General features: G+C 36.8%; 24 protein-coding genes. 14 read left to right on the top strand and 10 right to left on the bottom strand.

Annotated features, from left to right (window positions below; translation table 11 throughout):
- The first annotated feature begins 540 nt into the window (after nucleotides 1–540).
- Entirely contained in the window at nucleotides 541–918 is a 378-nt protein-coding gene (locus VB694_RS12190) for a Mo-dependent nitrogenase C-terminal domain-containing protein (RefSeq protein ID WP_323360586.1), read from the top strand.
- Nucleotides 919–1015: 97 nt separating this feature from the next.
- Here VB694_RS12190 and VB694_RS12185 read toward each other — a convergent pair whose 3' ends face one another.
- The gene (locus VB694_RS12185) at nucleotides 1016–2902 is read right to left on the bottom strand and encodes a caspase family protein (RefSeq protein WP_323360585.1); all 1887 of its coding nucleotides are present in this window, start codon (nucleotides 2900–2902) and stop codon (nucleotides 1016–1018) included.
- 118 nt (nucleotides 2903–3020) lie between these two features.
- Here VB694_RS12185 and VB694_RS12180 point away from each other — a divergent pair, with 118 nt between their 5' ends.
- The 5 genes from VB694_RS12180 to VB694_RS12160 all read left to right on the top strand — a co-directional run bounded on the left by VB694_RS12180 (nucleotide 3021) and on the right by VB694_RS12160 (nucleotide 6356).
- Complete coding sequence (locus tag VB694_RS12180; RefSeq protein WP_323360584.1) at nucleotides 3021–3560, top strand: hypothetical protein; 540 nt, start codon at nucleotides 3021–3023, stop codon at nucleotides 3558–3560.
- A gap of 291 nt (nucleotides 3561–3851) precedes the next feature.
- Nucleotides 3852–4022: a 50S ribosomal protein L32 gene (gene rpmF / locus VB694_RS12175; RefSeq protein WP_323360583.1), complete on the top strand. Its 171-nt coding sequence runs from the start codon at nucleotides 3852–3854 to the stop codon at nucleotides 4020–4022.
- 505 nt (nucleotides 4023–4527) lie between these two features.
- The gene (locus tag VB694_RS12170) at nucleotides 4528–5301 is read left to right on the top strand and encodes a TIGR04255 family protein (RefSeq protein ID WP_323360582.1); all 774 of its coding nucleotides are present in this window, start codon (nucleotides 4528–4530) and stop codon (nucleotides 5299–5301) included.
- Complete coding sequence (locus VB694_RS12165; protein WP_323360581.1) at nucleotides 5298–5834, top strand: hypothetical protein; 537 nt, start codon at nucleotides 5298–5300, stop codon at nucleotides 5832–5834. Before VB694_RS12170 ends, VB694_RS12165 begins: the two co-directional genes overlap by 4 nt.
- A 3-nt stretch (nucleotides 5835–5837) precedes the next feature.
- A complete protein-coding gene (locus VB694_RS12160) occupies nucleotides 5838–6356 on the top strand; it encodes a hypothetical protein (RefSeq protein ID WP_323360580.1) in 519 nt (172 codons plus the stop codon).
- Nucleotides 6357–6436: 80 nt separating this feature from the next.
- On the opposite strand, the gene VB694_RS12155 is transcribed toward VB694_RS12160, so the two are convergent.
- The 8 genes from VB694_RS12155 to tmk all read right to left on the bottom strand — a co-directional run bounded on the left by VB694_RS12155 (nucleotide 6437) and on the right by tmk (nucleotide 13916).
- On the bottom strand, nucleotides 6437–7039 hold the full coding sequence (locus tag VB694_RS12155) for a heme-copper oxidase subunit III (RefSeq protein WP_323360579.1): 603 nt from the start codon (nucleotides 7037–7039) through the stop codon (nucleotides 6437–6439).
- 119 nt (nucleotides 7040–7158) lie between these two features.
- On the bottom strand, nucleotides 7159–8832 hold the full coding sequence (gene ctaD / locus VB694_RS12150) for a cytochrome c oxidase subunit I (RefSeq protein WP_323360578.1): 1674 nt from the start codon (nucleotides 8830–8832) through the stop codon (nucleotides 7159–7161).
- A 129-nt stretch (nucleotides 8833–8961) separates the two neighbouring features.
- The gene (locus tag VB694_RS12145; RefSeq protein ID WP_323360577.1) at nucleotides 8962–9888 is read right to left on the bottom strand and encodes a cytochrome c oxidase subunit II; all 927 of its coding nucleotides are present in this window, start codon (nucleotides 9886–9888) and stop codon (nucleotides 8962–8964) included.
- A gap of 99 nt (nucleotides 9889–9987) precedes the next feature.
- A complete protein-coding gene (locus tag VB694_RS12140) occupies nucleotides 9988–10593 on the bottom strand; it encodes a DUF2231 domain-containing protein (protein ID WP_323360576.1) in 606 nt (201 codons plus the stop codon).
- The gene (locus VB694_RS12135) at nucleotides 10590–11090 is read right to left on the bottom strand and encodes a DUF2231 domain-containing protein (protein ID WP_323360575.1); all 501 of its coding nucleotides are present in this window, start codon (nucleotides 11088–11090) and stop codon (nucleotides 10590–10592) included. The genes VB694_RS12140 and VB694_RS12135 overlap by 4 nt, the downstream gene beginning before the upstream one ends.
- A 654-nt stretch (nucleotides 11091–11744) precedes the next feature.
- Nucleotides 11745–12146, bottom strand: coding sequence for an MAPEG family protein (locus VB694_RS12130; protein ID WP_323360574.1), 402 nt, complete (start codon nucleotides 12144–12146; stop codon nucleotides 11745–11747).
- A gap of 167 nt (nucleotides 12147–12313) precedes the next feature.
- The gene (gene holB, locus VB694_RS12125) at nucleotides 12314–13255 is read right to left on the bottom strand and encodes a DNA polymerase III subunit delta' (RefSeq protein WP_323360573.1); all 942 of its coding nucleotides are present in this window, start codon (nucleotides 13253–13255) and stop codon (nucleotides 12314–12316) included.
- 13 nt (nucleotides 13256–13268) lie between these two features.
- A complete protein-coding gene (tmk, locus tag VB694_RS12120) occupies nucleotides 13269–13916 on the bottom strand; it encodes a dTMP kinase (protein ID WP_323360572.1) in 648 nt (215 codons plus the stop codon).
- Nucleotides 13917–13975: 59 nt separating this feature from the next.
- Here tmk and VB694_RS12115 point away from each other — a divergent pair, with 59 nt between their 5' ends.
- Nucleotides 13976–16789, top strand: a complete 2814-nt coding sequence (locus tag VB694_RS12115) for an ATP-binding protein (protein WP_323360571.1) — start codon at nucleotides 13976–13978, stop codon at nucleotides 16787–16789.
- A gap of 40 nt (nucleotides 16790–16829) precedes the next feature.
- Here the strand turns inward: VB694_RS12115 and trxA are convergent, their stop codons facing one another.
- Complete coding sequence (gene trxA / locus VB694_RS12110) at nucleotides 16830–17159, bottom strand: thioredoxin (protein WP_323360672.1); 330 nt, start codon at nucleotides 17157–17159, stop codon at nucleotides 16830–16832.
- Between the two features lie 301 nt (nucleotides 17160–17460).
- On the opposite strand from trxA, the gene VB694_RS12105 reads away from it, so the two are divergent.
- From VB694_RS12105 to VB694_RS12075, 7 genes are all read left to right on the top strand, one after another.
- Nucleotides 17461–18066 (top strand): VWA domain-containing protein, encoded by a 606-nt coding sequence (locus VB694_RS12105; protein WP_323360570.1) that lies wholly within the window; start codon nucleotides 17461–17463, stop codon nucleotides 18064–18066.
- A 109-nt stretch (nucleotides 18067–18175) separates the two neighbouring features.
- Nucleotides 18176–18781 (top strand): VWA domain-containing protein, encoded by a 606-nt coding sequence (locus VB694_RS12100; protein WP_323360569.1) that lies wholly within the window; start codon nucleotides 18176–18178, stop codon nucleotides 18779–18781.
- A gap of 52 nt (nucleotides 18782–18833) precedes the next feature.
- Nucleotides 18834–19439 carry a VWA domain-containing protein gene (locus tag VB694_RS12095; protein ID WP_323360568.1) on the top strand — a complete coding sequence of 202 codons (606 nt, stop codon included), beginning with the start codon at nucleotides 18834–18836 and terminating at the stop codon, nucleotides 19437–19439.
- Between the two features lie 27 nt (nucleotides 19440–19466).
- Complete coding sequence (locus VB694_RS12090; protein ID WP_323360567.1) at nucleotides 19467–19868, top strand: salt stress protein, Slr1339 family; 402 nt, start codon at nucleotides 19467–19469, stop codon at nucleotides 19866–19868.
- A 389-nt stretch (nucleotides 19869–20257) separates the two neighbouring features.
- Complete coding sequence (locus VB694_RS12085; RefSeq protein WP_323360566.1) at nucleotides 20258–20731, top strand: chemotaxis protein CheW; 474 nt, start codon at nucleotides 20258–20260, stop codon at nucleotides 20729–20731.
- Between the two features lie 51 nt (nucleotides 20732–20782).
- Nucleotides 20783–22021 carry a CheR family methyltransferase gene (locus VB694_RS12080; RefSeq protein ID WP_323360565.1) on the top strand — a complete coding sequence of 413 codons (1239 nt, stop codon included), beginning with the start codon at nucleotides 20783–20785 and terminating at the stop codon, nucleotides 22019–22021.
- A gap of 389 nt (nucleotides 22022–22410) precedes the next feature.
- A complete protein-coding gene (locus tag VB694_RS12075) occupies nucleotides 22411–24090 on the top strand; it encodes a methyl-accepting chemotaxis protein (protein WP_323360564.1) in 1680 nt (559 codons plus the stop codon).

Here is a 24090-nt window from a genome sequence, read left to right as displayed (position 1 = left end):
GATTTTTTCAAAATTCAAATATGAGTCCTATATTACTTACTTATCGTTGGTTGAAGAGGTTTATAATCCTGAAAAAAAGCGTGGCGAAATCAGGAAAATTAAAGACTTAGGGGTATTCTTAAACCGGGAATGTAACCCACCGTAACTCTAAGCAAGTTAGCTCTAATACTCTATAAATAGCAACTTGCAGCATAATCACTGCCTTAAATACTAGATAAATAGCATTTATAGTGATCCAGTATACAGATAATCCTTCAATATATTAAGTTTTGTAACGGTTACAGCCAAACCTGTCCAAAGGTAGAGGACTTCATTAGAATTTAAAGTGTGTCAAGTTATCAAAAAGATTAGCTGACGAGAGTACCCATTTTGGGGAAATTGAGTTTAACTTGACGTAGTAACACACAGGTTCTGATTTGAAGTGGCTACTCACACTTTTTCCAGAATTTCCGTCAGAATACTATTCTTCCGGGCATAGTAATTGTCATATTGTATATTCATCAGTAAGGTGAATACCCTCATAAAAAGAGAGGAGTAACCATGAAGGTGTTTGAAAGTACCACCAAAAAGATTTTTTTCGCAAGCTGGGTATCGTTCCATCAGGCAGAGACAAAAAAGGCTGATGTCACAGAGTTACAGGCTTCTCATTCGCCATCTGGTTGGGGTTTTCTGCGTCCTTTGCGACAGTGGTTGGATAACTTAAAAGTAGGCGATCGCCAATTTGCCCATCGGTTGTGTCAATTAATTCCGGCGCAATGTCCTTTTGAGCGTGATGTCAAATTATTTGGTAAAACCCTGTTTCATATTCCCCCAATGTGTAAACTGAACCCTTTATATGAAGAAGTTGTAGGTTTAAGATTTCGCGCTATGTGTTATTTAGCCGATGAATGCGGCGAAGATATTTCACAGTATTGTTAAACAAGCGCACATAAAATATTTGCCAAGCATTTGTGAATCAGAAAATCCCCGACTTCGCCAAGAAATCGGGGATTTAATATTTAATATTGGTTGCCAATTAGCTTTTAACCTTGCTGCGCCATTTTTGAATAGCATCCTGAGCATCTTCGTAAGCAGAAGTTGTCTGTGGAACTAAAGTCGCAGTTTCAATAGCTGCGGTGAATTCTCCTTTAGCAGCACGATTTTTAGCCAACTCTAAAATCTGTTCACTCCATTTATTAATAGATTTTTGAGCAATTTCAAACCCTGGTTGTCCAGATGGTACTTTTTTCGCTACTTCGATCGCCCGATTGTAAGTAGATGCTTGTTCTGGTTGAATTAACGCATTAGCAGCATCTAACAGAGTTTGATTACTGATATACTTCTTGAATTCTAATCGCCATTTTGCAATTAATGCTTGGGCTTGGGGATAAAGGGCTGTATTTTTGGTAATTAATTCCGCAGTAGCGATAGCATCAGCATATTTTTGTTGTTTAGCCTGTTCCTGGGCTAAATCTAAAATCATTTGACTCCAAACCTGAATATTCTCCTGTGCTTGTTGGTAAAGCGGTTCACCAGGTTGAATTTTTTGGGAAGTGGCGATCGCTTGACTCAAATCACTAGGTTTTGTGGAGCTAAGGGACATTTTTTGTATCCCCAAAACTGCTTGGTTTTGCTTTTGAGAGTCAGAAGTTGAAACGATAGAAGTGCTGATGGGTTCTATAGTGGCAACGTCAGCAGGAATAGGGGGTAAACTCTGGGAAAATTCCGAGTTGCGAGTGGTACTATTCAGGGCAGGTGATAACTTGTTGAAGCGAAAACTAGATTGATTACGGAGGAGAAAAGTAGTAATTAAGGCGACTATAACCATGCTGCCTCCCCCCCATAAAATAAATTGTTGCCAAATGGGGGTATTTACCTGGACTGAAGGCTTGGCGTAGTCTTTAGCTGAAGAAGGAATAAATCTAGCGCCTGTGTTTAATTCTGGAGAAGTTGCCAATATTTGCTGATTATCTATAGGTGACTTCGCTGCTGATTCACCTGAAGTTGTAGATTGATCAACCTGGGAGGAAGTCTTGCTGAGGGTAGTTCCTGCATTTTTATTTTCTCCCCACCAAGTCCTGTCTGTGCTGGAATGTTTAGATTCCTTCACTCCCTCCAAGGGAATAACGCGAGCAACCGCAAAGTTTTCTTCAGGAAAAATTAGTTGTTCTGTTTCCGAGTCGGGATCTAATGTCAAGATTGGCAAAATAGCCGGCGGATGTTCTGGAATGACAGTTACAGGATTTTGAAGAGGCCGCCAGTGGTGTTGACACAGTTCTGGGGTGAGGGAACTAACATAACTTTCTAATTCTGTTAAGTTGCTACCTTGATTAGAACGCAAAGCTGCTAATAAGGCGGCTGTAAAGAATCCGTGACCTAGTTCGCTACTTTCGTGGGAAAATTGCTCTGGTTGACAAGAAAGCATGACAGCCATTTGTAGATGTTTGGCTATGTCGATAATTTCCTGACCTACGGGAGCATCGGCTTGTGTGCCAAAGGCGCGGTTGATATCGAATATTAGGAATAAATTCAGTTTGGCCGCTTGAAGACCTTGCATGATTTCTCGTACTTCGATGCCAGTTTCCGCAACCTGTTCGGGATTACCATCTGCTGGCATTAAGTAGTCTTTGTCATTGTGGTTAACACCATAACCGCTGAAGAAAAACCAGAGATAGTCTTCCGGTTGCCAAGATGTTGCTGCTAATTCCTCCAACAAAAAAAGAATATTGTCTTGAGTTGGATAGGAGGATTTTTCTCCTATCGGTGGTGAAGTATTGGTCATGAGTAGGCAGTTTTGGGGCAAAAAACCTACTTCTGTCACCAAAAATTCCTTTAGTGCCTCAGCATCGTTTTGAGCGCAGCTTAAAGGCTGAAATAATTGATATTGATTGATGCCAATGGCGATCGCCCAGTAATTTACCATCCCGCTCTTTGTCGGTTTTTGTTTGCTTGTTGAAAGTAGTTCTTATGACGTTAAGATATCGGAAAATACTTGCATTCGATTAAAATGATGAGTCATCATTTAGGAGAGCTACAAGTTTATGAACAGGATTCACACTCAACAATCATCAATCATCCCCTTTTCATTTATTGGCCAAGTTGGCAGGAAAATCCGGATCGTTCCGGCTGGATGTTGGCTTTTGTTGGCATTTCCCCTGTGGTTGGCTACGGAAGTGATATCGCCCCAAATTGTCCAAGCTTATACTGCTAGAGTTGACTTAGCCATTGACCGATTACCAGAAGAAAACTATGAAACCATTCTGCGACGGGCAGAAGCGATCGCTAGGGCTGCGGCTCAACGTAGTTTTGACCAAGATATTTTAGTCACTGAAGTTTCTATAATTATCACTGCACAAAATCAGGGTATGATCGCCCCGGTTTTAGCTTTGGATGTGAGTCGCATTCAATGGAAACAGCGCCCCGATCCCCAACGGTGGGTGACATACTTCAAAACGGCGCGATCGCTACTATTATTAGAACCACAGGCAACACCACCTGATTCTACTCCTGCTGCTACACCTCCCATAGTTACCGAACCTGGAACGCCACCAACAAATCAACCACCTGGAGAAAAACGATAAAAGTAGTTTTGGGGGCTTCCAAAAAATAAATTATCAGGATTAACTAACCGCAGAGGCGCAGAGAACGCAGAGGAATGAGGGTTTGAGAGATTTTTCGCGTGATAGTGTTGAGTGTTTTTTTATTTGGAAGTCCCTTGGTGATTGGGAAAAGGTGATTGGTAGAAAGTTCTTCTCCCCATCTCCCCATCTCCCCATCTCCCCAGTCCCTTTGTTTTAAAAGTCAGAAAGGCAAAAATTGTCAATCGATGGCTTAGAATAAAAAGGTTGTCAAGAATCACGATATCCGCTATCATGGCAGTCCCTAAGAAGAAAACATCCAAATCCAAACGAGACAAACGCCGCGCTACCTGGACACATAAGGCTGTTGTTGAAGCGCGGAAAGCTCTCTCTCTCGGTAAATCAATTTTGTCTGGACGTTCTAATTTCGTCTATCCAACTGCTGAAGAAGAAGAAGAGTCATAATATCTGGCTGAGGAAAAGCACAAACCGCACAGTTATGGTATCCGCTCAATAATTGGGGGCGGAATACCATATCGCTCAGGATTTTCAGCCATCTGAGGGTCGTCACTCACCTATTTACCCCAGATGATTACGCGATTACCAGCTATTATAAGTAGGTGAACAAGAAAATTTAAAGGTATGCGAAGAAAAGTAAAATCGCTCAAAACTCTCTTCCTGTTCCCTGTTCCCTTGCCCCAACGACAATTTTTAACGCCCACCTACTTAATATGATTGATAATTAAACATATTATCAGGTATAGGAATCATATTTGATTCTTGAAAAACACTCCGTACACTTCCCCTGTTCCCTGTTAAGAGTTCCCTCTCTACACAGAGAATTTCAAAAATCAAATACCAGTCCTATATTACAAAATATTATACGGAAAATCATCACTATTTCTTGTAGACTATGAATAGAGACAGATTTTCTCAAAATTAAATTCCTTGGTTTGTGAAGAAATGAAAAATGAGCTTTCCTAATCCACCTATTACTGAAGCAATCCTGGATATCACAGTCAATGTAGATAAAGATTTTGATCATACAAGATTGTTAGATATTCATGAAGACATTAAGGAAGATTTTCCTACTTGTCAAAAAAAAATGGCATTTAAAGGAGGTATTGAATTTAATTTAGAAAATCCTGATGAAATAATAAATCCTCAATTATTGTCAATATCGAATAAACCAGAAGGATATATTTTTATATCTGAGGATAAAAAAAGAATTATTCAAGCTAAATTAAACGGGTTTACATTCAGTAAATTAAAACCTTATAAAGGATGGGAAAGATTTTATAAAGAAGCATATCAGCTTTGGCAAAAATATACTGAAATCACATCTCCAATACAAGTAACTCGTCTGGGTTTACGCTATGTAAACCAAATTATGATACCTGCCGAAGGAGATATAGAGTTAAACAATTACATGAAAATACTACCAGGAATACCAAATGATTTAACAGTAACAATGGAAGGCTACTTTATGCAAGTAAGAGTATATCATCCAGAATATCAACCATCGCGAGCAATTATTAATCAAACAATTGCTGAAGTTATGGACAATGAGAAAGGAGAACAAGTATATCCTTTAATATTTGATATTGATGTTTTTCAAGAAGTAAATTTAGAAGCAAATGATCATGAGACAATTAAAAGTATTTTTGAAGGAAATTTGCGATGGTTGAGAAACGAGATATTTTTTAAGAGTATTACTGAAACAGCAAAGGAGCTTTTCAAATGAGTGCAGTAATTAATCGAAATACTGGACAATTTAGAGGTACTAAATCTAGCGGTGGAAGTAGTCCAGAACACTATAAGATGTTGGATATAGCTTTAGAGGCTAAAAAACACAGGTTAGAAGTTTCTACAGAAAAAAATACATCTCGTTATTTATTCCTGAGTTCAGATATTTCTGAATTTGAAAATAGAGTAGAAGAGATTCGAGACGAGCTTTTGGAAGGTTGTCTAGTAATTTCTAAGGCTGATGTAAATAGCTTAAAGCGACATTTAGGAAATTTAAATACATTTGCATTGATTTCCATAGCAAGACTTATTGAGCCTCTTTTAGAAATAGAAGGTTATGCTAAAGATGCGGCTGATATTATCAGAAAACTTCTTCAACATTCTAAAGCTGAAGTAAGATATTCTGCTCTAGAAGCAATAAGTTTTGCTTTAGGAGAAGTGCAAATAGCTGAAGAACTGCTTACAGAAGCCAAGAATTTGCTTAAAGATGAAAAAACTACTTATGTACGCGAATACTTGGAGTCGCTATAAGGTGTGAGCGAGTTAATTTACTACAGAAGTGTAAAAAGTCTGGATCTTTGGAAAAAAGGTAAAGAAAACAAGGTAATTCTATCTCCAGAAAATCCAGATACCAGTCGTTATATAAGGGATATTAAAGAAGGAAAAGGTTTTCCTTCTTTATGGTTTTCTGCGTCTCCTGAAAATTTAGAGAAAATAGCTTTAGGAATTTTATTAGGAAAAGGTCATCTAGAACCCATAAAATTAGTTGGATTTTATGAATGCTGTTTTACTGATAATAATCTTCAACTCAAACAAGTAAATAATGGTAATTTCCCCATTCCTCAAGTAAGTAATTTGCATTATGAACTATGTACTGTTGATGATAATGATTTGATGTCAGCTATCACAACATTCATGCAATGTAATGGTAAATTTGTTGAGTTTTTTAAAGCAAATCCTGATAAAAATAATATGAAGAAAATATCCGCTAAATATATTAATGAAGTTAGTGATAGATATAAAGAAAAAGCTGAAAAATGGGGTAATGAATAGTTATAAAATTTTTATATTAAAAATTTTTATATTAAAAATAATTTAGGTGGGCATTGCCCACCATAAGAACTATGCTTTCCCTACTGCCAAACGTAGATAAGGATAAACAAAACAATCCAGATAACATCAACAAAGTGCCAAAACAACGAAGTTGAATTAACACCAAAGTGACCAGTATCGTAATTACCGGGAATGAAAGAACGAATCAAAATCATCAACTGCAACAAAATCCCGGTGAAAACGTGCAAACCGTGAAATCCAGTTAACAGGTAAAACATCCCGCCAAAAGTACCGGAAGTGAAGCCAAATTCTAATTCGCTCCATTCTACATATTGACCATATAAAAAATAGCTACCCATTGCTATTGTAGCCAACAAAAACAGACGAAATCCTGGTAAATTGTCACGTTGTAAACATCTTTCAGCAAAGTAAATCACAAAGCTGCTAGAAACCAGAATAATTGTGTTAATTGTCGGTGTTGTAACTTCCAGTCCTGAAACACCAGCAGGAAGCCAATTAACTGTTGTAGTTTTGTAGATAATATAGCCAGCGAAGAAACTTAAAAAGATGACACTTTCTGATAAGAGAAAAACAATAAAACCAAACATTTTATTGCCTTCTTCATCATGTTCATGTTCATGGGCAACATGATGTAATTCTTCTGGGTTAATTGAACTATCCATTGGTGTATTTCTCCTTTTGATTTGGCAATACGTTCAGTTAAGTTTGATTTTTTTTAACGAACCGCAGAGACGCAGAGGACGCTGAGGTAAGAAAAACCTTTAACTGAACTGTATTGTTTTTATTCGGCTGTTCTTATGGTTTGGGTTTCTAGGTTAGCTGTTAAGGGTTCAGATTTCCCATAGCCGTAAGGTGCGCTAATCACAATGGGAATTTCTTCAAAGTTTTCAACAGGTGGAGGTGAAGAAATCAGCCATTCTAAACCAATAGCCCGCCAAGGATTATTAGGTGCTTTTTCACCTTGCGTCCAAGAAACTAAGATATTGAAAATGAAGGGTAAGGTAGACATTCCTAATAAGAATGCACCAAGACTAGCGAGAACATTCCAAAATGTATATTCTGGCGCGTAGGAAGCAACTCGGCGTAACATCCCTTGCAAACCTAATGGGTGCATGGGTAAAAAGTTCAAATTAGTACCGATGAATGCTAACCAAAAATGAATTTGTCCCCAACCTTCATTAAACATCCGCCCTGTCATTTTGGGGAACCAATGATAGATGGCTGCATACATTCCCATCGTCACTGTTCCGTACAGAACATAATGGAAATGACCGACTACAAAATAGGTATTGTTAACATGAACGTCTACTGGTACAGAAGAAAGCATAATTCCTGTAATACCAGCAAAAACAAACATAATTAACCCACCCAAAGCAAACATCATTGGTGTAGTTAATTTAATTTTTCCACCCCAAATTGTTGCCACCCAAGCGAATACTTTAATCCCTGTAGGAATGGAAACAAACATGGTTGTCACCATGAAAAGTAACCGCATCCAGCCTGGAGTTCCACTCACATACATATGGTGTACCCAAACAATGGCACTCACCACAGCAATTAACATGGAAGAAACTGCAACTACCTTATAACCAAATAAAGGTTTGCGAGAATAAACAGGGAATATTTCTGAGAAAATTCCGAAGATGGGAAGGATGATGACATAAACCGCAGGGTGGGAATAAAACCAGAAATAATGCTGAAACATTACCGGATTTCCACCTTTGCTGGGGTCAAAAAATGCAGTTCCAACTGTTAAGTCCAACAGCAACATGACTGCACCAGCAGTTAAAGCAGGAAGTCCAAATAATTGGATAATTTGGGCGCTAAATACTGCCCAAACAAATAAGGGCATTCTAAAAAATCCCATTCCTGGCGCACGCATTTTCACAATGGTGGTGACAAAATTCACCGCGCCCATAATAGAAGAAACACCGGAAGTTGCTACTGCTAATAACCAGAGAACTTGCCCATTAATTAAATGTCCTGTGGGGTTTTGTAAGCTGACGGGAGGATAAGCCCACCAACCTGCTTGGGCTGGTCCACCAGGTACAAAAAAGCTGGACATGAGGAGAATTCCCACTACGGGAACCATCCAAAAAGCGACGGCGTTGAGGCGAGGAAATGCCATATCTCGCGCCCCAATCATGATGGGTATGAGATAGTTTGCTAACCCAACAAGAGAGGGAAATGTCCACAGGAACAGCATTACTGTTCCGTGCATTGTGAACATTCCGTTATAAACTGTACGGTCAATTAAATCAGATTCGGGGGTGATAAGTTCGCCCCGCAAAATCATAGCGAAGATACCACCAACGAGGAAGAAAATAAAGGAAGTAACAAGGTATTGAATACCTATTACTTTGTGGTCTGTGCTGAAAGTGAAGTATGTTTTCCAGTTATTCGGCGGTTCGTGGTGATGTGATTCACCAGTAATTTCAAGGGAGATGTTTGTCATGGGATTTTGGATTTTAGATTTTAGATTTTGGATTTTGGATTTAATAACAATCCTGTAAATCCTTAAATCCTGGACATCCTGATTCAGACAAGAAGAAAGTTTCGCGCAAAGACGCAAAGGAAGAGTTAGTTAACCCGAAAAATTAACTATTGGAGGTGCAGCAGGTTTGACGGTTTCCCAACCAGTTTTTACACTTTGGTTTCTGCTTTCGGCGTATTCAGTCGCAGCTTGATTTTTGGCTGGGGTGGGGATGTGGCTGACAGCTTTTTCTAACCACTCGTGATATTGTTCTGGAGATTCAACAATCACGTTTGCTTGCATGGTTGCAAAGTATGTACCACTGTATTGAGAGTCGGTGAGGCTATATTTACCGGGGCGAATGGGGGTAAATTCAAAGTCGATGGTTTTACCAGGAACGATGTCTTGTTTGAGGCGAAATGCGGGAATATAAAACCCGTGGAGTACATCTTCTGATTGTAAGGCTAAACGGACTCGGCGATCGCTCGGTAAATGCAATTCTGTGCTGGTAATATCTTTTTCAGGATAATGGAATACCCACGCCCATTGTTTAGCAAGTACGTCAATTTTTTCTAAAGGTTGGTTGACGGTTTCAGTGGGTGTTTTTTTCTCTTCTGCATAAGCAAGTTTTATGGGCAGGGGGTTATGTAAGTGCAACAAATGAGATGGTCCTTGAATCCCCATTTGTTCATACACTTGATAACTATAACTTGCAATCCACAACACCAACATAATGGGGATAGCTGTCCACACAACTTCTAATGTGATGTTACCTTCAATGTGTGGTCCATCACTCAAGTCATAATTTTTAGCGCGGTGGAAGATGACAGAATACAAAATAAAGCTGGTGACACCTAAAAAAATGAATGCACCTAATGTCACCAAAAAGCTAAACAAATCATCCATCAAATGTGATTCGGCCGCAGCTTGGGGGGGAAGCCAAAAATAAGCCTGTTTACCGATGAAAATACTCATAATTGTGATGACAAGCCCCCCAGTCATCAACGTCAAAAGATTTAAAATCAGCCGGATGTTCATAATTAATCATTAGTCATTAGTCATTGGTTATTAGTCATTGGTCATTAGTTATGGGTGATAATTATTTACCAATTACCAATTACCCATTACCAATTACCATTACTTCAATACCTGATTGATGTCTTGTCCCATTCTCAGCAAGTTATCGGCAGTGTTATGAACGCCAAATTCACCTGCTAATTGCGCTCCTAATGTGCCGTGTAAATACATGACAAACATGATAAAAACTCCGGCAAATATATAACTCCAGCGCACTTGGATATCTGAATCTTTGCAGGAAATATAACGCTGCCATCCTCTCCAAAATGTCATGCCAATCATTAAAGCTAATAGAAAAACTCCGCCCACACCATGCCACATCATGGTTTCCATTGCTTGCAAACCCCAAGAACTTTTTAAGTTTGTTGGTGGAGTCGCTAACAACATCTCATAAAAACCAGCTGCAACTGTGAAAAATGTAATTACGGCAGCAGCTACCATGTTGTACCAACCAACTTCAAATAATTGGGCGCGTTGAACAGCTAAACCCAAATATTTAAAGAACCAGTTTTCTAAGGGGAAAAGTACACCAGCAATATCAAAGATAATGCCAATGATGAATAATCCTAAAGTGAGGTGAACTAAGTTAGGATGAATAGGAATTGTGTAAGGTAATCCATTTGCTCCCATTTGGGCGCTAACTTGATCAATTAATTCTGAGTTCATGGTAAGATTCCATCCTTTACGGCTTCCACAACTGGTACTGTGTGCAGTCCATAAACCCACACCAATTCATCACCGAGATATACTTGAAAACCAACAAGTATGGTTAAAAGTAACCCCACAGCTAAATAATGAATTGGCAATCTTTGCGGGTCACGAGTGCGGAGTACATAACGCCAAGCTGTAATTGCAGCGAGAATTCCTGACAGTGACCAACCGATTAAGGTGTGGTAATTTAAGACTGATTTAACTAGGTTGTAAGGTTTGGCTAAACCTGCTTCAAATTGACCAAAGATAATGGCGATGAAAATGGATACTGTGGCTACAAATAAATTCCACCAGCCTACTTCAAAGAAGCGATTTTTTCCAGTTAAAAAGCCAATTAAATCACAGAAAAATGCAAATAAGATCATCGCAATTACAAAGTGAACCACGATGGGATGCAATGGATCTGGATATGGTAAATTATGATCGTTCAGCAAGGTTAAGGAATCTAACATGAAATTCTCCTAGATTTATTTACTACTCCTCAAACAAACTTGCATAATTGCTCAATATCTCCCTCAATATCACTACTATTAATCACGTCTAACCATATTTTTTAGAATATTATTGTGATAATATTCTGTTCATCTGGTGTCATTTTTATTTTGATTAATAGGTAATTTGGCGGCAATTAGTAGCGAATGATTTGAAGTCAATACCTGTGTTCATGAAAACTTCTACAACAGCAATTATTGATGTAGCTGAATGAAATTGCTGTTGGGGTGCTGTTGGGGTGCTGTTAGGGCTTTGATTTACTAGACCTAGTTTTTAGGTTACGTAAATTTTTATAAATTGTCAAAAAAACTAAAAGTAGAACTTTTAGAATTAGTAGATAAGAAGAAATGAAATATGCTATTTTCACTACCCTGGCTTTATTTAATTATTATGAAATAAAAAGAAAGGATTTTGATGTCTAGTAGTGTACATTTACGAATTATTACTTTGTTTTATAAATAACAGAAATTTAGATTGTTTCTGGTATATAGAGAAAATTTCTATCAGTTTAATTTAGGTTAGTTAAGAATTATTGTAAATTAGATTCTAGTAAAATAAAACATAAAAGTAGAGATATTCCAGCGGAACGTCTCTACTAACTCATGACTTTTTTACTAGATAGTTGGAAGTTGCACCAAATGTAAAATAATCCCAATTAGTGAACCTAAAATTAGAACAATACCGCTCAAAGAACTAATACCAAAACCTACACCTCGTTTTTCTGCGGCTTGATAATATCCCCAAGCGTAAGCAATGCGTCCTATTATCCAAGTTGTACCTAAAGCAGAAGCCCAAATGGGACTGACATAAAAAGAAAACAACCATAAAGCTGGTAAAAACAAAATGAGTTGTTCTAATGTATTTTGTTGAACACGTAGCACTCTTTCAAAATCTGGGTTTCCTGTGGTTTCAGGAGGGACGATTTTATATTTAAATCTGGCTCTACCAACGTTAATTGTTACGACAAAATAAACAATGAGTGCTAGAACTGTAACAAGACTAGTCCAAGGAGACATAAACAATTAAAAATTGCAATTTACTAACTGTATTATATTACATAATCATCATTTTCAATTCATTTTTAATTAGTTATGAACAACAAGATGCCCGACTTTTTTTATTTATTGTGTTCATAAATGATAAATTGATCTGGTGAAGTCGGGGATCTGGGTATGAACGATTGCTATATTTGTAATAATGATAAAAATGTACATTCCCAAACTAGCCGGGGTTGGGCATAAGATAATAAATTTTTACGAGTTTTTTCTAACTGTTCAATAATACTCCTTTTATGTATTTGCTGCCAGTAATATTGTTGCAGATAATCAATTAACCATAATTGTGCTTCTGTATCTAATTCTTTATCAATTTTCTTAGCTAATTCTAAAGCATGGCGATAAGATGTCGGTATTTTTGTTACTTGTTGCAGTAATTCACTATTAATTGTTTGTAATTGTTGGTAAGCTGAAATGGCAGTTCCTGGACTCCCAGCAGCTAAATTTAAAACTTCTGAATGTTGTAAAACCTCGACATTTTTTGTTTGTGTTAATACCTGAGTAAGGGAGGCAGTATCTAATCTATAAAAAGGTATTCTTTGACAACGAGAAACTAAAGTTGGTAAAACTGACTCTGGAGAAGGTGCAATTAAAATTAAGGTTGCTTGTCCCGGTTCTTCTAAGGTTTTGAGTAAAGCGTTTGCAGCAGATTCTGCCATTGTTTCTGCTTGTTCTAAAACCACTACATTTCTCGTAGATTCCAACGGTGGACGGGAAAGAAATTGAGTAATTTCTCGAATTTGTTCCAATCGAATAACCGGGGGTGCTTTGCGTTTAACTCCTTTCTCTGCTGCTTCTGTTGCTGTTAGTCTTTGTCCTTGATATTGATAAGTTGGTTGTACCCACAATAAAGCGGGGTGGTTTCCTTGACGGAGGCGATTTTTTAAAGTAGATAATTGATGAGGTTGTACAGAAGTAGAAAAGATTAATTCAATAAAACATTTTGCTGCTAAACTTCGTCCTACACCATCAGCACCGACAAATAAATAAGCTGGTGCAACTCGGTTTTGTTTAACAGACTGAGTTAATAATTCTATTGCTTGTTTTTGTCCTATTAATTCTTCAAACATAATTTATAAGCAGTCAGGAGTCAGGAGTCAGAATACTTAACAACCTTTTATTTAAAATTTCCTTGATATTTTCATACACAACTTCCTTACTCAAACTTCCATCTACCCGAAAAATTCGTGATGGATAAGTTGCAGCTAATTCTGTATATCCTTGTTGCACACGACGATGAAAAGCAATTGTTTCCTGTTCAATTCTATCTAATGCTGCTTCACTTCCACGTTTTCGAGAAAGTCCCACTTCCACATCCACATCTAACCAAATTGTTAAATCACTTTCCAAACCACCCGTAGCAATATAATTGAGTTGATTAATCAAACTCATATTCAAACCCCTGCCATAACCTTGATAAGCAATGGTAGAGTCAGTATAGCGATCGCATAAAATGTATTTACCGTCTGCTAAATTAGGTTTTAATTCCTGTTCAATATGTTGCGCCCGGTCAGCAGCATATAGTAACAACTCTGTAACCTCACCAACAGGCTTATTCTCAGATTTTTCTAATAACAATCGTCGTAAATGCTTTCCTAATTCCGTACCACCGGGTTCACGAGTTAAGACAAAGGATACACTTAGACTCTCTAACCACTGACTACATAGTGTCATTTGGGTAGTTTTACCACAACCTTCCACACCTTCAAATACAATTAATTTACCACTCATATTTTTCAAGTTTTCTACTCCTGATTTTTTTAACCTCAGCCTAAGACAGAATAGATTCTATGTTACGTTCCCATAGTCCAGTTTCCCATCAATTTGCATTCCAAAGCCTACCAAGAAGTATGAGTACCTTGGAAACCTGGACTTTTGGTGTTACCAACCATCTCAGTTGGCCAACATTAGCAGCAACGGTTCATGCAGACCTGGGAACAGCAGCTATTTTTGTGTGGATACCCGCTGTCATTGTGGGAATGCTAGTCAACTATCAAGTTAAGCATCTAGGTAGAAATTTATTAGATGTATCGGGAGGAACTCCTAACTACATTACTCGTTTGTGGCCACGCTATCCCATTATTGCCCGCTATGCCGCAATTGGATATCTGATATCCTGGCTATCAGTTATACCACTTAATTCTGTGATTTTGACAGATATCATTAAAGCCAATTTAGATGGATTAGATATTGTTTGTCCAGAAGTAATTCTCAAAATTAGCTTTACCTTATTACCCTTTGTTGTTGCCTTCAGCGGTAATCGAGCTTTAAGTATTTTACATCTATTATTTTCATTACCAGCTTTAGTTTTACTATTATTATTTTGTTTCCAAGGATTAGGTTTTTTAGCTTTTGTTCCTCATAGCCCTAATTTTTTTCCTGAACATTGGAAATCATTAAGTTTTATAGATTGGGCTAAATGGTTCTTTTTCATTAGTTATACAGCTTACAGTTGTGAAACTGTTTCTTCATTTGTTGCTGATAGTCGTCATCCCCAACAAACTTTAAAGTTTTTAGACATTGCTGCTTGGTTAATGATTCCCATTTTTATTGGTGGTTCTTGGGTGATCATGCGTTTATCCACACTTCCGAATTTAGAAGATAACGCCTATCTAAATTTTGTGGCAGCATCTGTACCATTTTGGGGAGATTTTGCCCCGGCAACCATTACTTTTTTATTAGCTAGTTGTTGTTTATTAGGTTCAGCTACTACAGTTGCTAACTGTCCCCGTATTATCTACCAATTGGCTATAGATAAACATTTAGCACCTGTATTTTCTCTAGTTTCATCTCGTGGAGTATTTGGTTCATCCCTAGTGTTAAGTTTATTGATCTGCATGATCTATTTTATCTGGGGAGATATAGACCGCATTGTCATAGTTGGAAATGTAGCCTGGTTTCTAGCATTCATGCTCATGCACTTAGGAATGTGGAAAAAAAGAAATCAGTTAGATATATTATTTCCCAAACTATCTTTAGGTTTTTTTATTATCGAAACTATAATTTTATTAGTAACTGCTTATGCTTGGGGTTGGCAAGATTTTCTAGCAGGATTATTTGCGCCTTTTGTTGTATTATTAATTGATGTCTTAGTGCGTTATGTTCCCATTCCTATTTTCCGTTCTCATTGGTGGATAAAGTTGTATCAATCACAACGGCGAAACTTACTCAAAGACTCTCTCGCAATACAAGTAGGAATATTGATATTTTTACTGTGTGGCGCTTTTTTAGTAGGTTGCTTATTTGTTTGGTTATTAAATGTAAATTTCATCACAACGGCTAAAAATTTAGTTGTGATCTTATTGATCATAATTGCATTTGTGGGAGTAGCGATCGCTTGCTGGACAAGTTTACCCCAAGTAATTGCCCTAGAAGAAGCAAGAGAAGAAGCTGAACACCTATTTATGGTAGCTCAAGACGGTATTTTAGTATTAGATGCAGACGGCATTATTCAACAAGTAAACCCAGCTACCGAATCTGTATTAGCAATCAAACCATCAGTATTATTAGGACAACACTTAAATAATTTGTTGCCCAATTTAAATTCATATCCTGAAACATGGGATAAGCGCAGTGAACACACCTTAATCCAATATACCAAAACCATCACTCTCGAAGTTTCCATTTCTGACCGCACCCAGCAAAATTTTCAAGAATATGTTGTTATTCTTCATGACATCACCCAACGCAAACAAGCCGAAGAAATATTAAGGCAGTCTGAAGCACAATTAAGACAAGAGGCACAGGAATTAGCTACTCAATTAGTGCAGATTGAAAAAATGTCAAGTTTGGGACAATTGGTAGCAGGAATAGCTCATGAAATCAACAACCCAGTCAACTTTATTTATGGCAATATCCACCCAGCAAATCAATATATTCAAGACCTAATAAAACTTATACAACTTTACCAGCAACACTACCCTCAACCGAATTTAGAAATTCAAAATGAAATAGAATCTATTGACCTAAATTTTGTGATAGAAGACTTACCTAAGTTATTAAATTCTATGCAAGTTGGTTCTAAACGTATTAAAGAAATAGTCTTATCCCTGCGAAACTTTTCTCGGTTAGATGAATCAGATATGAAAGCTGTTAATATCCATGAGGGAATTGATAACACACTCATGATTTTACAGAATCGTCTAAAAGCTACATCTGATCGTCCAGCCATTGAAGTAATCAAAGAATACGACAATATACCACCTGTAGAATGTTACGCTGGACAACTCAATCAGGTATTTATGAATATCCTCGCTAATGGTATTGATGCTTTAGAAGAATCAATTGCTAACGCTAAAAACATTGAGCAGCCACAAATTCAAATTCAGACTAAACTTACCAGCAATCAACAAGTAATTATTGCCATTAAAGATAATGCTTTGGGTATTCCTGAACATATCCAAAAGCATCTATTTGAACCATTTTTTACTACTAAACCTGTAGGCAAAGGTACTGGTTTAGGCTTATCAATTAGTTATCAAATTATTACCGAAAAACATGGTGGCAGTTTAAAATTTGTTTCTTATCCTGAACTGGGAACAGAATTTATGATTACCATACCCTTAAAACAGGAATTAGATAAATTTATCAACCCGACTTGTTGAAAAAGTCGGGATTATTATCAGCATTTTTGGATCGGCACAACTATACAGAAATATACTGTGCTAAAATTTTAGCTAAAGTAGTTTTTGGCACTGCACCTACCACTGTATCAACTTGCCGCCCCCCCTTAAATATCATAATAGTGGGAATGCTACGAATCCCGTAATGACTGGCAACTGTGGGGTTTTGATCTGTGTTTAGTTTTACCACTTTTACCTGTCCTTCATATTCAGCAGCGACTTCTTCGACAACGGGAGACAGCATTCGACAAGGCCCACACCAAGTGGCCCAAAAATCTACAAGGACTGGAGTCTCACTTTCCAATACTTCTTGTTTGAATGTGGCTTCTGTGACATTGGTAACAGTCATAATTGTTCTCCTGATTTGATTCAGTAACTCGATATGATTGAGTCACCCTGAAAGCCCGACATTTTTTATATTCAAGCTAGGACATCTCTATGCTGTCATCTGAGCGTAGATTCAGATTAATGCTGGTGAACTAGAGTTGGCAATAATCAACAGCTTAAATATTCAGTGATTTAACGATTTTACCCCATAAAACAGTTGTTTCTGAATTTAAATAGTTTAAATGATTATTACAATACCTCTGTATCTAGATATAGTTTGATGTCCTAAGAGTTAAAATAGGAACAGAAAAACATGAGAGGGACTTATGATGAGCGATCGCGACTATACACTAATTATTGATAAAAGCGGCAGTATGTCTACTCCTGACCAAGCAGGTGGTAGAAGTAGATGGGAGATAGCCCAAGAGTCTACCCTCGCTTTAGCTAGAAAAGCAGAACAGTTCGACCCCGATGGCATCACAGTTTATGTCTTTTCTGGGCGCTTTAAACGTTACGAAAATGTCACCTCTGCCAAAGTTGCTCAAATATTTCAAGAAAACGATCCTGCTGGTACCACCAACTTAGCAGGTGTACTACAAGATGCCCTCAATAATTATTTTCAGCGTAAAGCTTCAGGCCAAACTAAACCCAATGGAGAAACAATTTTAGTTGTGACTGATGGTGAACCAGATGATCGCAAAGCCGTATTTGAAGTCATCATTAACGCTACTCGGCAAATGGAACGAGATGAAGAATTAGGAATCTCTATGATTCAAGTGGGTTCAGATGCTCAAGCCACAAAGTTTCTCAAAGCTTTAGATGATCAATTGCAAGGTGTCGGCGCTAAATTTGATATTTGCGACACTATCACTTTAGATGATTTAGAAGATATGAGTCTTGCGGATGTATTGATGAATGCCATAGCTGACTAATTAGTGAATAGCCATCCAGCAGAAAATAAATTCAACTGATCCTCACTACTAAATTCTTAGCAAACATCAAAAATCTCAATTTGCATAAATCATCATTGGAGAATTATAAATGTTAGATAATCGGGATTACACACTCATTATCGACAACAGCGCCAGTATGGAAAAACCATTTGGGGAAAGTGGTAAAACCAAATGGTTAGCTTTACAAGAATCTACCTTTGCCTTAGCTTGTAAATGTGAACAACTGGATAGTGATGGTATAACTGTTTATCTGTTTTCCCGAAAGTTTCAACGTTTTGATCATGTAACTTCAGCTAAAGTATCCCAGATTTTCTCAGAAAATATACCTGCTGATACAACAAATTTAGTAGGTGTACTTCAAGATGCAATTAATAATTACTTTACCCGCAAAGCCGCTGGTAAAACTAAGCCGAATGGGGAAATAATTTTAGTGATCACTGATGGTATAACAAATAATCGACAAGCGGTGTGTGAGATTATCATCAATGCTACTCTCAAAATGGAACATGAGAAAGAATTGGGAATTTCAATTATTCAAGTAGGTGCAGATTCTCAAGCCACAAAATTTCTGAACGCCGTGGATAATGAATTGCAAAGTATAGGTGCTAAGTTTGATATTTGTGACACCATAACCTTAGACGATTTAGAAGAAATGAGTCTCACTGATGTTTTAATAAATGCACTAACTGACTAAAATTTTGCTAATCTAATGTAGAGATTGAGAGTCAAAAATGGAGAATTCATCAATGTTAGAAAATCGTGATTACACTCTAATTATCGACAAAAGTGGTAGTATGGCTACCCCAGATCAAAAAGGTGGCAGAACTAGATGGTTTGCAGCCCAAGAATCTACCTTAGCTTTAGCTAGTAAATGTGAACAATTTGATCCAGACGGCATAACTGTTTATTTATTTTCCGGTAGATTTAAACGTTATGAAAATGTCACATCTAGCAAAGTAGTACAAATTTTTCAAGAAAATGATCCATCAGGTACAACTGATTTAGCAGGTGTATTAAAACACGCCACTGATGATTATTTTCAGCGCAAGTCCAGTAATCAAACTAAAGCAAATGGGGAAACAATTTTAGTTATAACTGACGGTGAACCAGATGATCGTAAAGCAGTGATGAAAGTTATTATAGAAACATCTCGACAACTTGATAGAGATGAAGAATTAGCTATTTCCTTTATTCAAGTTGGTCAAGATGCCCAAGCTAGTCGCTTTCTCAAAGTCTTGGATGATGAACTACAAAGTGCTGGTGCTAAGTTTGATATTTGTGATACAATTACAATGGATGATATGGAAGATTTGAGTTTATCTGAAGTGCTATTGAATGCGATTAATGACTAGTTATATCCATAATTAGGACTGACAATAATGGATAGCATTGATAAGTTATTGGCTCAACTTCAGGATGAGTACACAGGAGCAAAAACCCAAGCGCAGCAGCAACATCAGCCAATCATAAAAACGGCTAACACCTTTATTGCTTCTGCATCTAAATCCGATGCTTTAATAGATAACTTGTTAACAGAAGTTCAATCTGATTTTTTAGAGCGAGATCATGCTGAAGAATTGAAAAAACAACAAGAATTAGAACAAGAAAAAAATCTTCAATTAAAACTCAAAGCCCAACAACGGGAAACTTTGAAAAAACAAGCTCAAACATGGTTATCTAAATTAGATTCCTTGTCACCTGAAGGACTTTGGTTTGAAAGGTTTGCGGAAGCTTACCCATCAAAATTAGATGCGGCGATTGAGTATTTACAGAACAATTAGAACTCATATCTCCGACTCCTGCGAGAAGTCGGGGATTTTATTATTATTGTTTGTAAATTACAGGTTAAAGTCAATAGGAAAAATAAATTAAGTCTATGGGATTAAAAGAATGAAGAATGTAGAATTACGTTTTGCCACGTGGATGTTACCCCGACGCAAAACCCGCTGCTTGTAGAAGCAGGGGACTTTAACCCCCAAAGGTAAGTTAAACCAATAAACATATAGACTTAAAACTGCATATACTCAACACGGCTTAATCATTTGATTCTGTGGGTAGGGGTTTAGCAGTGCTAAACCCCTACAAATCTGGGTTTTTCGTAATTTTGTAAAAGTCCATGTCTCAACCGTGTTTAGTATAACAATATTGACAATGTGGGTGAGGTAATTTGATGTTAATGCTACTTTTCCAAATTAATAATCAACGCTACGCTATAGCTAGTCAGGAAATTGTAGAGGTTATACCCCTTGTTAACTTAACAAAGCTTTCCCATACACCTGAATATTTTGCTGGTGTTTTTAACTACCGAGGCAGGATTATTCCCGTAATTGATCTTTGCCAGTTGATGAGTAATCAAAGTTCCCAAGAACATTTAAGTACACGCATTATTTTAATAAATCATTGGGATCGGGATGCTACAGAGAAGTCTGCACCCCATATTATGGGTTTGATGGCGCAAAGAGTTATAGAAACTTTGCAAAAATCGGATATTGATTTAGTTGATGTGGATATTCAGATAGATAAACCACCTTACTTGGGTAAAATGATAGTAGAAGAGCAAGAACTAATCCAGTGCCTTAATGTAGAATATTTATTGTCAGAGGTGCAACACGCTTATCTATTAGCAGAAGTTCATAGTCATTGAACTGATACTGTATTGTGAATACAAATAATAAATTGGTGCGTTGTTTTTAAAATGATTTATTCGGAGGGAGAAGCTTTACTGAGAAAAAAAATTGGGTTAGATCCTAACTCAATTGGTTCTGATGCGATCGCTAGAACCATAGAACAAAGAATGTTAGAATGCGGAATTACGAATATTAATATTTATTTAGAAAAAATCCAAGAATCTCCACAAGAATTTGATGCACTAATTGAAAATATAATTATTCCTGAAACCTGGTTTTTCCGAGAACGAGAATCTTTTAAATATTTACAGCAATATGTCATTTCTGAATGGGTACCAAATCACAAAAATCATGTACTGCGGATTTTGAGTGTTCCTTGTTCTACGGGTGAAGAACCATATTCTATAGCAATTGCGCTCTTGGAAGCAGGTTTAAACCCAGATGATTTTCACATTGATGCAGTTGATATTAGCAAAAAATGTCTGCTAACTGCTCAAAAAGCAATCTACAATCAATACTCATTTCGTGGTAATTCTCTGGCTTTTCAGGAACGCTATTTTCAACGCCATGAAACAGGATTTCATTTGCATGAACAAATTAAATCTCAGGTGCATTTTAGACACGGTAATCTAGCAGAACCTAATTTTTTGCTGGGGATGCAAAATTATGATATTGTGTTTTGCCGTAACCTGTTAATTTATTTTGATATTACAACTAAAGAACGCACAATTAAAATTTTAGAAAGATTATTAAATCCAGCGTGTTTGTTATTTATCGGTCATGCCGAAGCAGGTTTATTGCTAAACTCTCGCTTTGTATCCATACGCCATTCTTTAGCGTTTGCCTATCGAAAATCTACTATTTCTCACACTTTACTCAAACCTCAAGAAAACAAAAATAATCACAAAAACTATCGTTTAACTCACTCAAAATTACCGATAATAGATAGAAAATCACGACAAAATTCTGTTAATTCAAAAATCAATAAGCCAACCCAAGATAACACAATAAATTTACTAGAAACTGCCAAATTATTAGCGGATCAGGGACATTTCCCAGCAGCCATTCAACTATGTAACGACTATATTAAACAAAACAAAATTAGTGTCGAAGGTTATGTACTCCTTGGTCAACTACAGCAAGCAATGGGAAATAATCAAGATTCTGTACAATCCTTTCAGAAAGCAATTTATCTGCAACCTACTCACCGAGAAGCTTTAACTCACTTAGCTTTACTGAAGGAAAACCAAGGAGACGTAGTTAATGCTAATTTGCTTTGGCAACGCATCCAGCGACTTCAAAATTAAGCTTAATCAATAACAACAATGTTACCGATTATTAGATTGTAAAGTAATCTAAAGTTTTTTATTATTTATTTGCAATTATTTTGATCAACCTCCTAATTTGGGAAGTATTGCCGTTACAGGTATTTACAATATCTTGTGCAACATTCACATAAGTGATAAAACAATTTAAATATAGGATTACTATTTGATTTTTGATAGCTGGCGTGGCGTAACCATACAAAATTAGGTATTGTAGCGTGTGTGAGAACGGAGTTCGTAACGCACCAGGATCAACGGTTTGGTACGTTACGCTATTGCTTTAATGCAGCCATGCCCGCAGGGCTTTACACACCCTAAACCCTAAGTATCTTTATTCCCAAGCACATTAGTAATATTAGGAGTCAAAATATATGCAGCATAGTTTAAAACTTAATAAATTTGTGATAGGTGGATGCAGCATCATAGTCCTATTAACCTGCGTTAGTAGCTTTATTACTCAATCAACAAATAAACAAATTAATGAATCAACTCAAAGAATTAGTAAAACCTATGAATTAAAAGCTGATTTAAAAGGGTTAGAAAAAATATTATTAGATGCAGAAACAGGACAAAGAGGGTTTGTAATTACCAAAGAAGAAGAATATCTAGAACCTTTTAACAATGCTAAAAGTCAGCTTAATGAGCAATTATTAAAAATCGAAAATTCAGTAGAAAATAAAAGTGAAGGTAAAAAAAAGATTCAAGAAGTTAGACTATTATCTAATCAGAAAATCCAAGAATTGGAAAAGACAATTTATTTGAAAAAAACAGGTAAGGAACAAGAGTTATTAGCATTGATTCTTTCAGATCAAGGAAAGAAACTAATGGATATAATTAGAGTAGAACTTGATCAAATGTTAAAAATGGAAAATACAAAATTAGAAATACAAAAAAAGCAAATTATGGAGATTCAAAACTTTGCCAGCTTAGTTACATTAGTAAGTCTTCTATGTATTGTTACTACAGTATTTATAGTTGCTACTGCGACGATTTTAATCCCTGGCAGGGCTTTGAATCTTTCTCTACAAAAAGCTTTTTCTTTAGCTGAAAAAGTTTCTGCTGGTGATTTAACAGTTCAAGTAGAAATTACTTCTACTGATATCATTGGTAAACTCATGGGTACTTTAAAAAATATGACAGAAAATCTCAACAATCTCATTCGACAAGTACAACAATCAGGCATACAAGTAACCTCATCAGCCACCCAAATAGCAGCATCAGGAAAACAACTAGAAACCAGCATTACCGAACAAGTAGCATCAACAAATCAAGTCACAGTAGCAGCTAAAGAAATATCAGCCACCTCCAGAGAATTAGTCAAAACAGTAGAAGAAGTGGCAGCAATGTCACAAACAACAACAATAGCCGCAAGTGATAGTCAAAAAGACTTATTACAGATGGAAACAACCATGAGGCAATTAGTAGAAGCAACTAATTCTATAGCAGGAAGATTAGGAGTAATTAGTGAAAAAGCCAACAACATTAATAATATAGTTGTGACAATTACCAAAGTAGCCGATCAAACAAATTTACTATCATTAAATGCAGCAATAGAAGCTGAGAAAGCCGGAGAATACGGTTTAGGTTTTGCAGTAGTAGCCAGAGAAATTAGAAGATTAGCAGATCAAACAGCAGTAGCAACCATAGATATTGAACAAATGGTCAAACAAATGCAATCATCCGTTTCTACAGGAGTAATGGAAATGGATAAATTTGCCGCTGAAGTAGGAAAAAGTGTGGAAGATGTTGCCAATATTAGTAACCAAATTGGGCAAATTATTGAACAAGTACAGGATTTAACCCCAAGATATGAAGCTGTGAGTCAAGGTATGGAAGCACAGTCTCAAGGAGCAATTCAAATAAGTGATGCTATGTCACAATTGAGTAGTAATTCTGTGCAAACTGCGGCTTCTTTACGGGAAATTAATCAAGCGATTACTAAACTTAATCAAGTTGCTCAAGGTTTGCGGCAAGAGATGAATAAATTTAAGGTTAATGATTCTGTAAATCCTTATGTTACCAATAGTAACAAATTTCTGGGAGATCATTAG

The sequence above is a fragment of the Anabaena sp. UHCC 0451 genome (assembly GCF_034931405.1).
In the GTDB taxonomy this organism is placed as follows: Bacteria; Cyanobacteriota; Cyanobacteriia; order Cyanobacteriales; family Nostocaceae; genus RDYJ01.
This window is presented reverse-complemented; position numbering and strand designations above follow the sequence as displayed.

Bases quoted from the DNA above. Each gene is read 5' to 3' on its own strand.
- VB694_RS12190 (WP_323360586.1), top strand. From the start codon at position 541: ATGAAGGTGTTTGAAAGTACCACCAAAAAGATTTTTTTCGCAAGCTGG.
- VB694_RS12185 (WP_323360585.1), bottom strand. From the start codon at position 2,902: ATGGTAAATTACTGGGCGATCGCCATTGGCATCAATCAATATCAATTA.
- VB694_RS12180 (WP_323360584.1), top strand. From the start codon at position 3,021: ATGAACAGGATTCACACTCAACAATCATCAATCATCCCCTTTTCATTT.
- rpmF (WP_323360583.1), top strand. From the start codon at position 3,852: ATGGCAGTCCCTAAGAAGAAAACATCCAAATCCAAACGAGACAAACGC.
- VB694_RS12170 (WP_323360582.1), top strand. From the start codon at position 4,528: ATGAGCTTTCCTAATCCACCTATTACTGAAGCAATCCTGGATATCACA.
- VB694_RS12165 (WP_323360581.1), top strand. From the start codon at position 5,298: ATGAGTGCAGTAATTAATCGAAATACTGGACAATTTAGAGGTACTAAA.
- VB694_RS12155 (WP_323360579.1), bottom strand. From the start codon at position 7,039: ATGGATAGTTCAATTAACCCAGAAGAATTACATCATGTTGCCCATGAA.
- ctaD (WP_323360578.1), bottom strand. From the start codon at position 8,832: ATGACAAACATCTCCCTTGAAATTACTGGTGAATCACATCACCACGAA.
- VB694_RS12145 (WP_323360577.1), bottom strand. From the start codon at position 9,888: ATGAACATCCGGCTGATTTTAAATCTTTTGACGTTGATGACTGGGGGG.
- VB694_RS12140 (WP_323360576.1), bottom strand. From the start codon at position 10,593: ATGAACTCAGAATTAATTGATCAAGTTAGCGCCCAAATGGGAGCAAAT.
- VB694_RS12135 (WP_323360575.1), bottom strand. From the start codon at position 11,090: ATGTTAGATTCCTTAACCTTGCTGAACGATCATAATTTACCATATCCA.
- VB694_RS12130 (WP_323360574.1), bottom strand. From the start codon at position 12,146: ATGTCTCCTTGGACTAGTCTTGTTACAGTTCTAGCACTCATTGTTTAT.
- holB (WP_323360573.1), bottom strand. From the start codon at position 13,255: ATGTTTGAAGAATTAATAGGACAAAAACAAGCAATAGAATTATTAACT.
- tmk (WP_323360572.1), bottom strand. From the start codon at position 13,916: ATGAGTGGTAAATTAATTGTATTTGAAGGTGTGGAAGGTTGTGGTAAA.
- VB694_RS12115 (WP_323360571.1), top strand. From the start codon at position 13,976: ATGTTACGTTCCCATAGTCCAGTTTCCCATCAATTTGCATTCCAAAGC.
- VB694_RS12105 (WP_323360570.1), top strand. From the start codon at position 17,461: ATGATGAGCGATCGCGACTATACACTAATTATTGATAAAAGCGGCAGT.
- VB694_RS12100 (WP_323360569.1), top strand. From the start codon at position 18,176: ATGTTAGATAATCGGGATTACACACTCATTATCGACAACAGCGCCAGT.
- VB694_RS12095 (WP_323360568.1), top strand. From the start codon at position 18,834: ATGTTAGAAAATCGTGATTACACTCTAATTATCGACAAAAGTGGTAGT.
- VB694_RS12090 (WP_323360567.1), top strand. From the start codon at position 19,467: ATGGATAGCATTGATAAGTTATTGGCTCAACTTCAGGATGAGTACACA.
- VB694_RS12085 (WP_323360566.1), top strand. From the start codon at position 20,258: ATGTTAATGCTACTTTTCCAAATTAATAATCAACGCTACGCTATAGCT.
- VB694_RS12080 (WP_323360565.1), top strand. From the start codon at position 20,783: ATGATTTATTCGGAGGGAGAAGCTTTACTGAGAAAAAAAATTGGGTTA.
- VB694_RS12075 (WP_323360564.1), top strand. From the start codon at position 22,411: ATGCAGCATAGTTTAAAACTTAATAAATTTGTGATAGGTGGATGCAGC.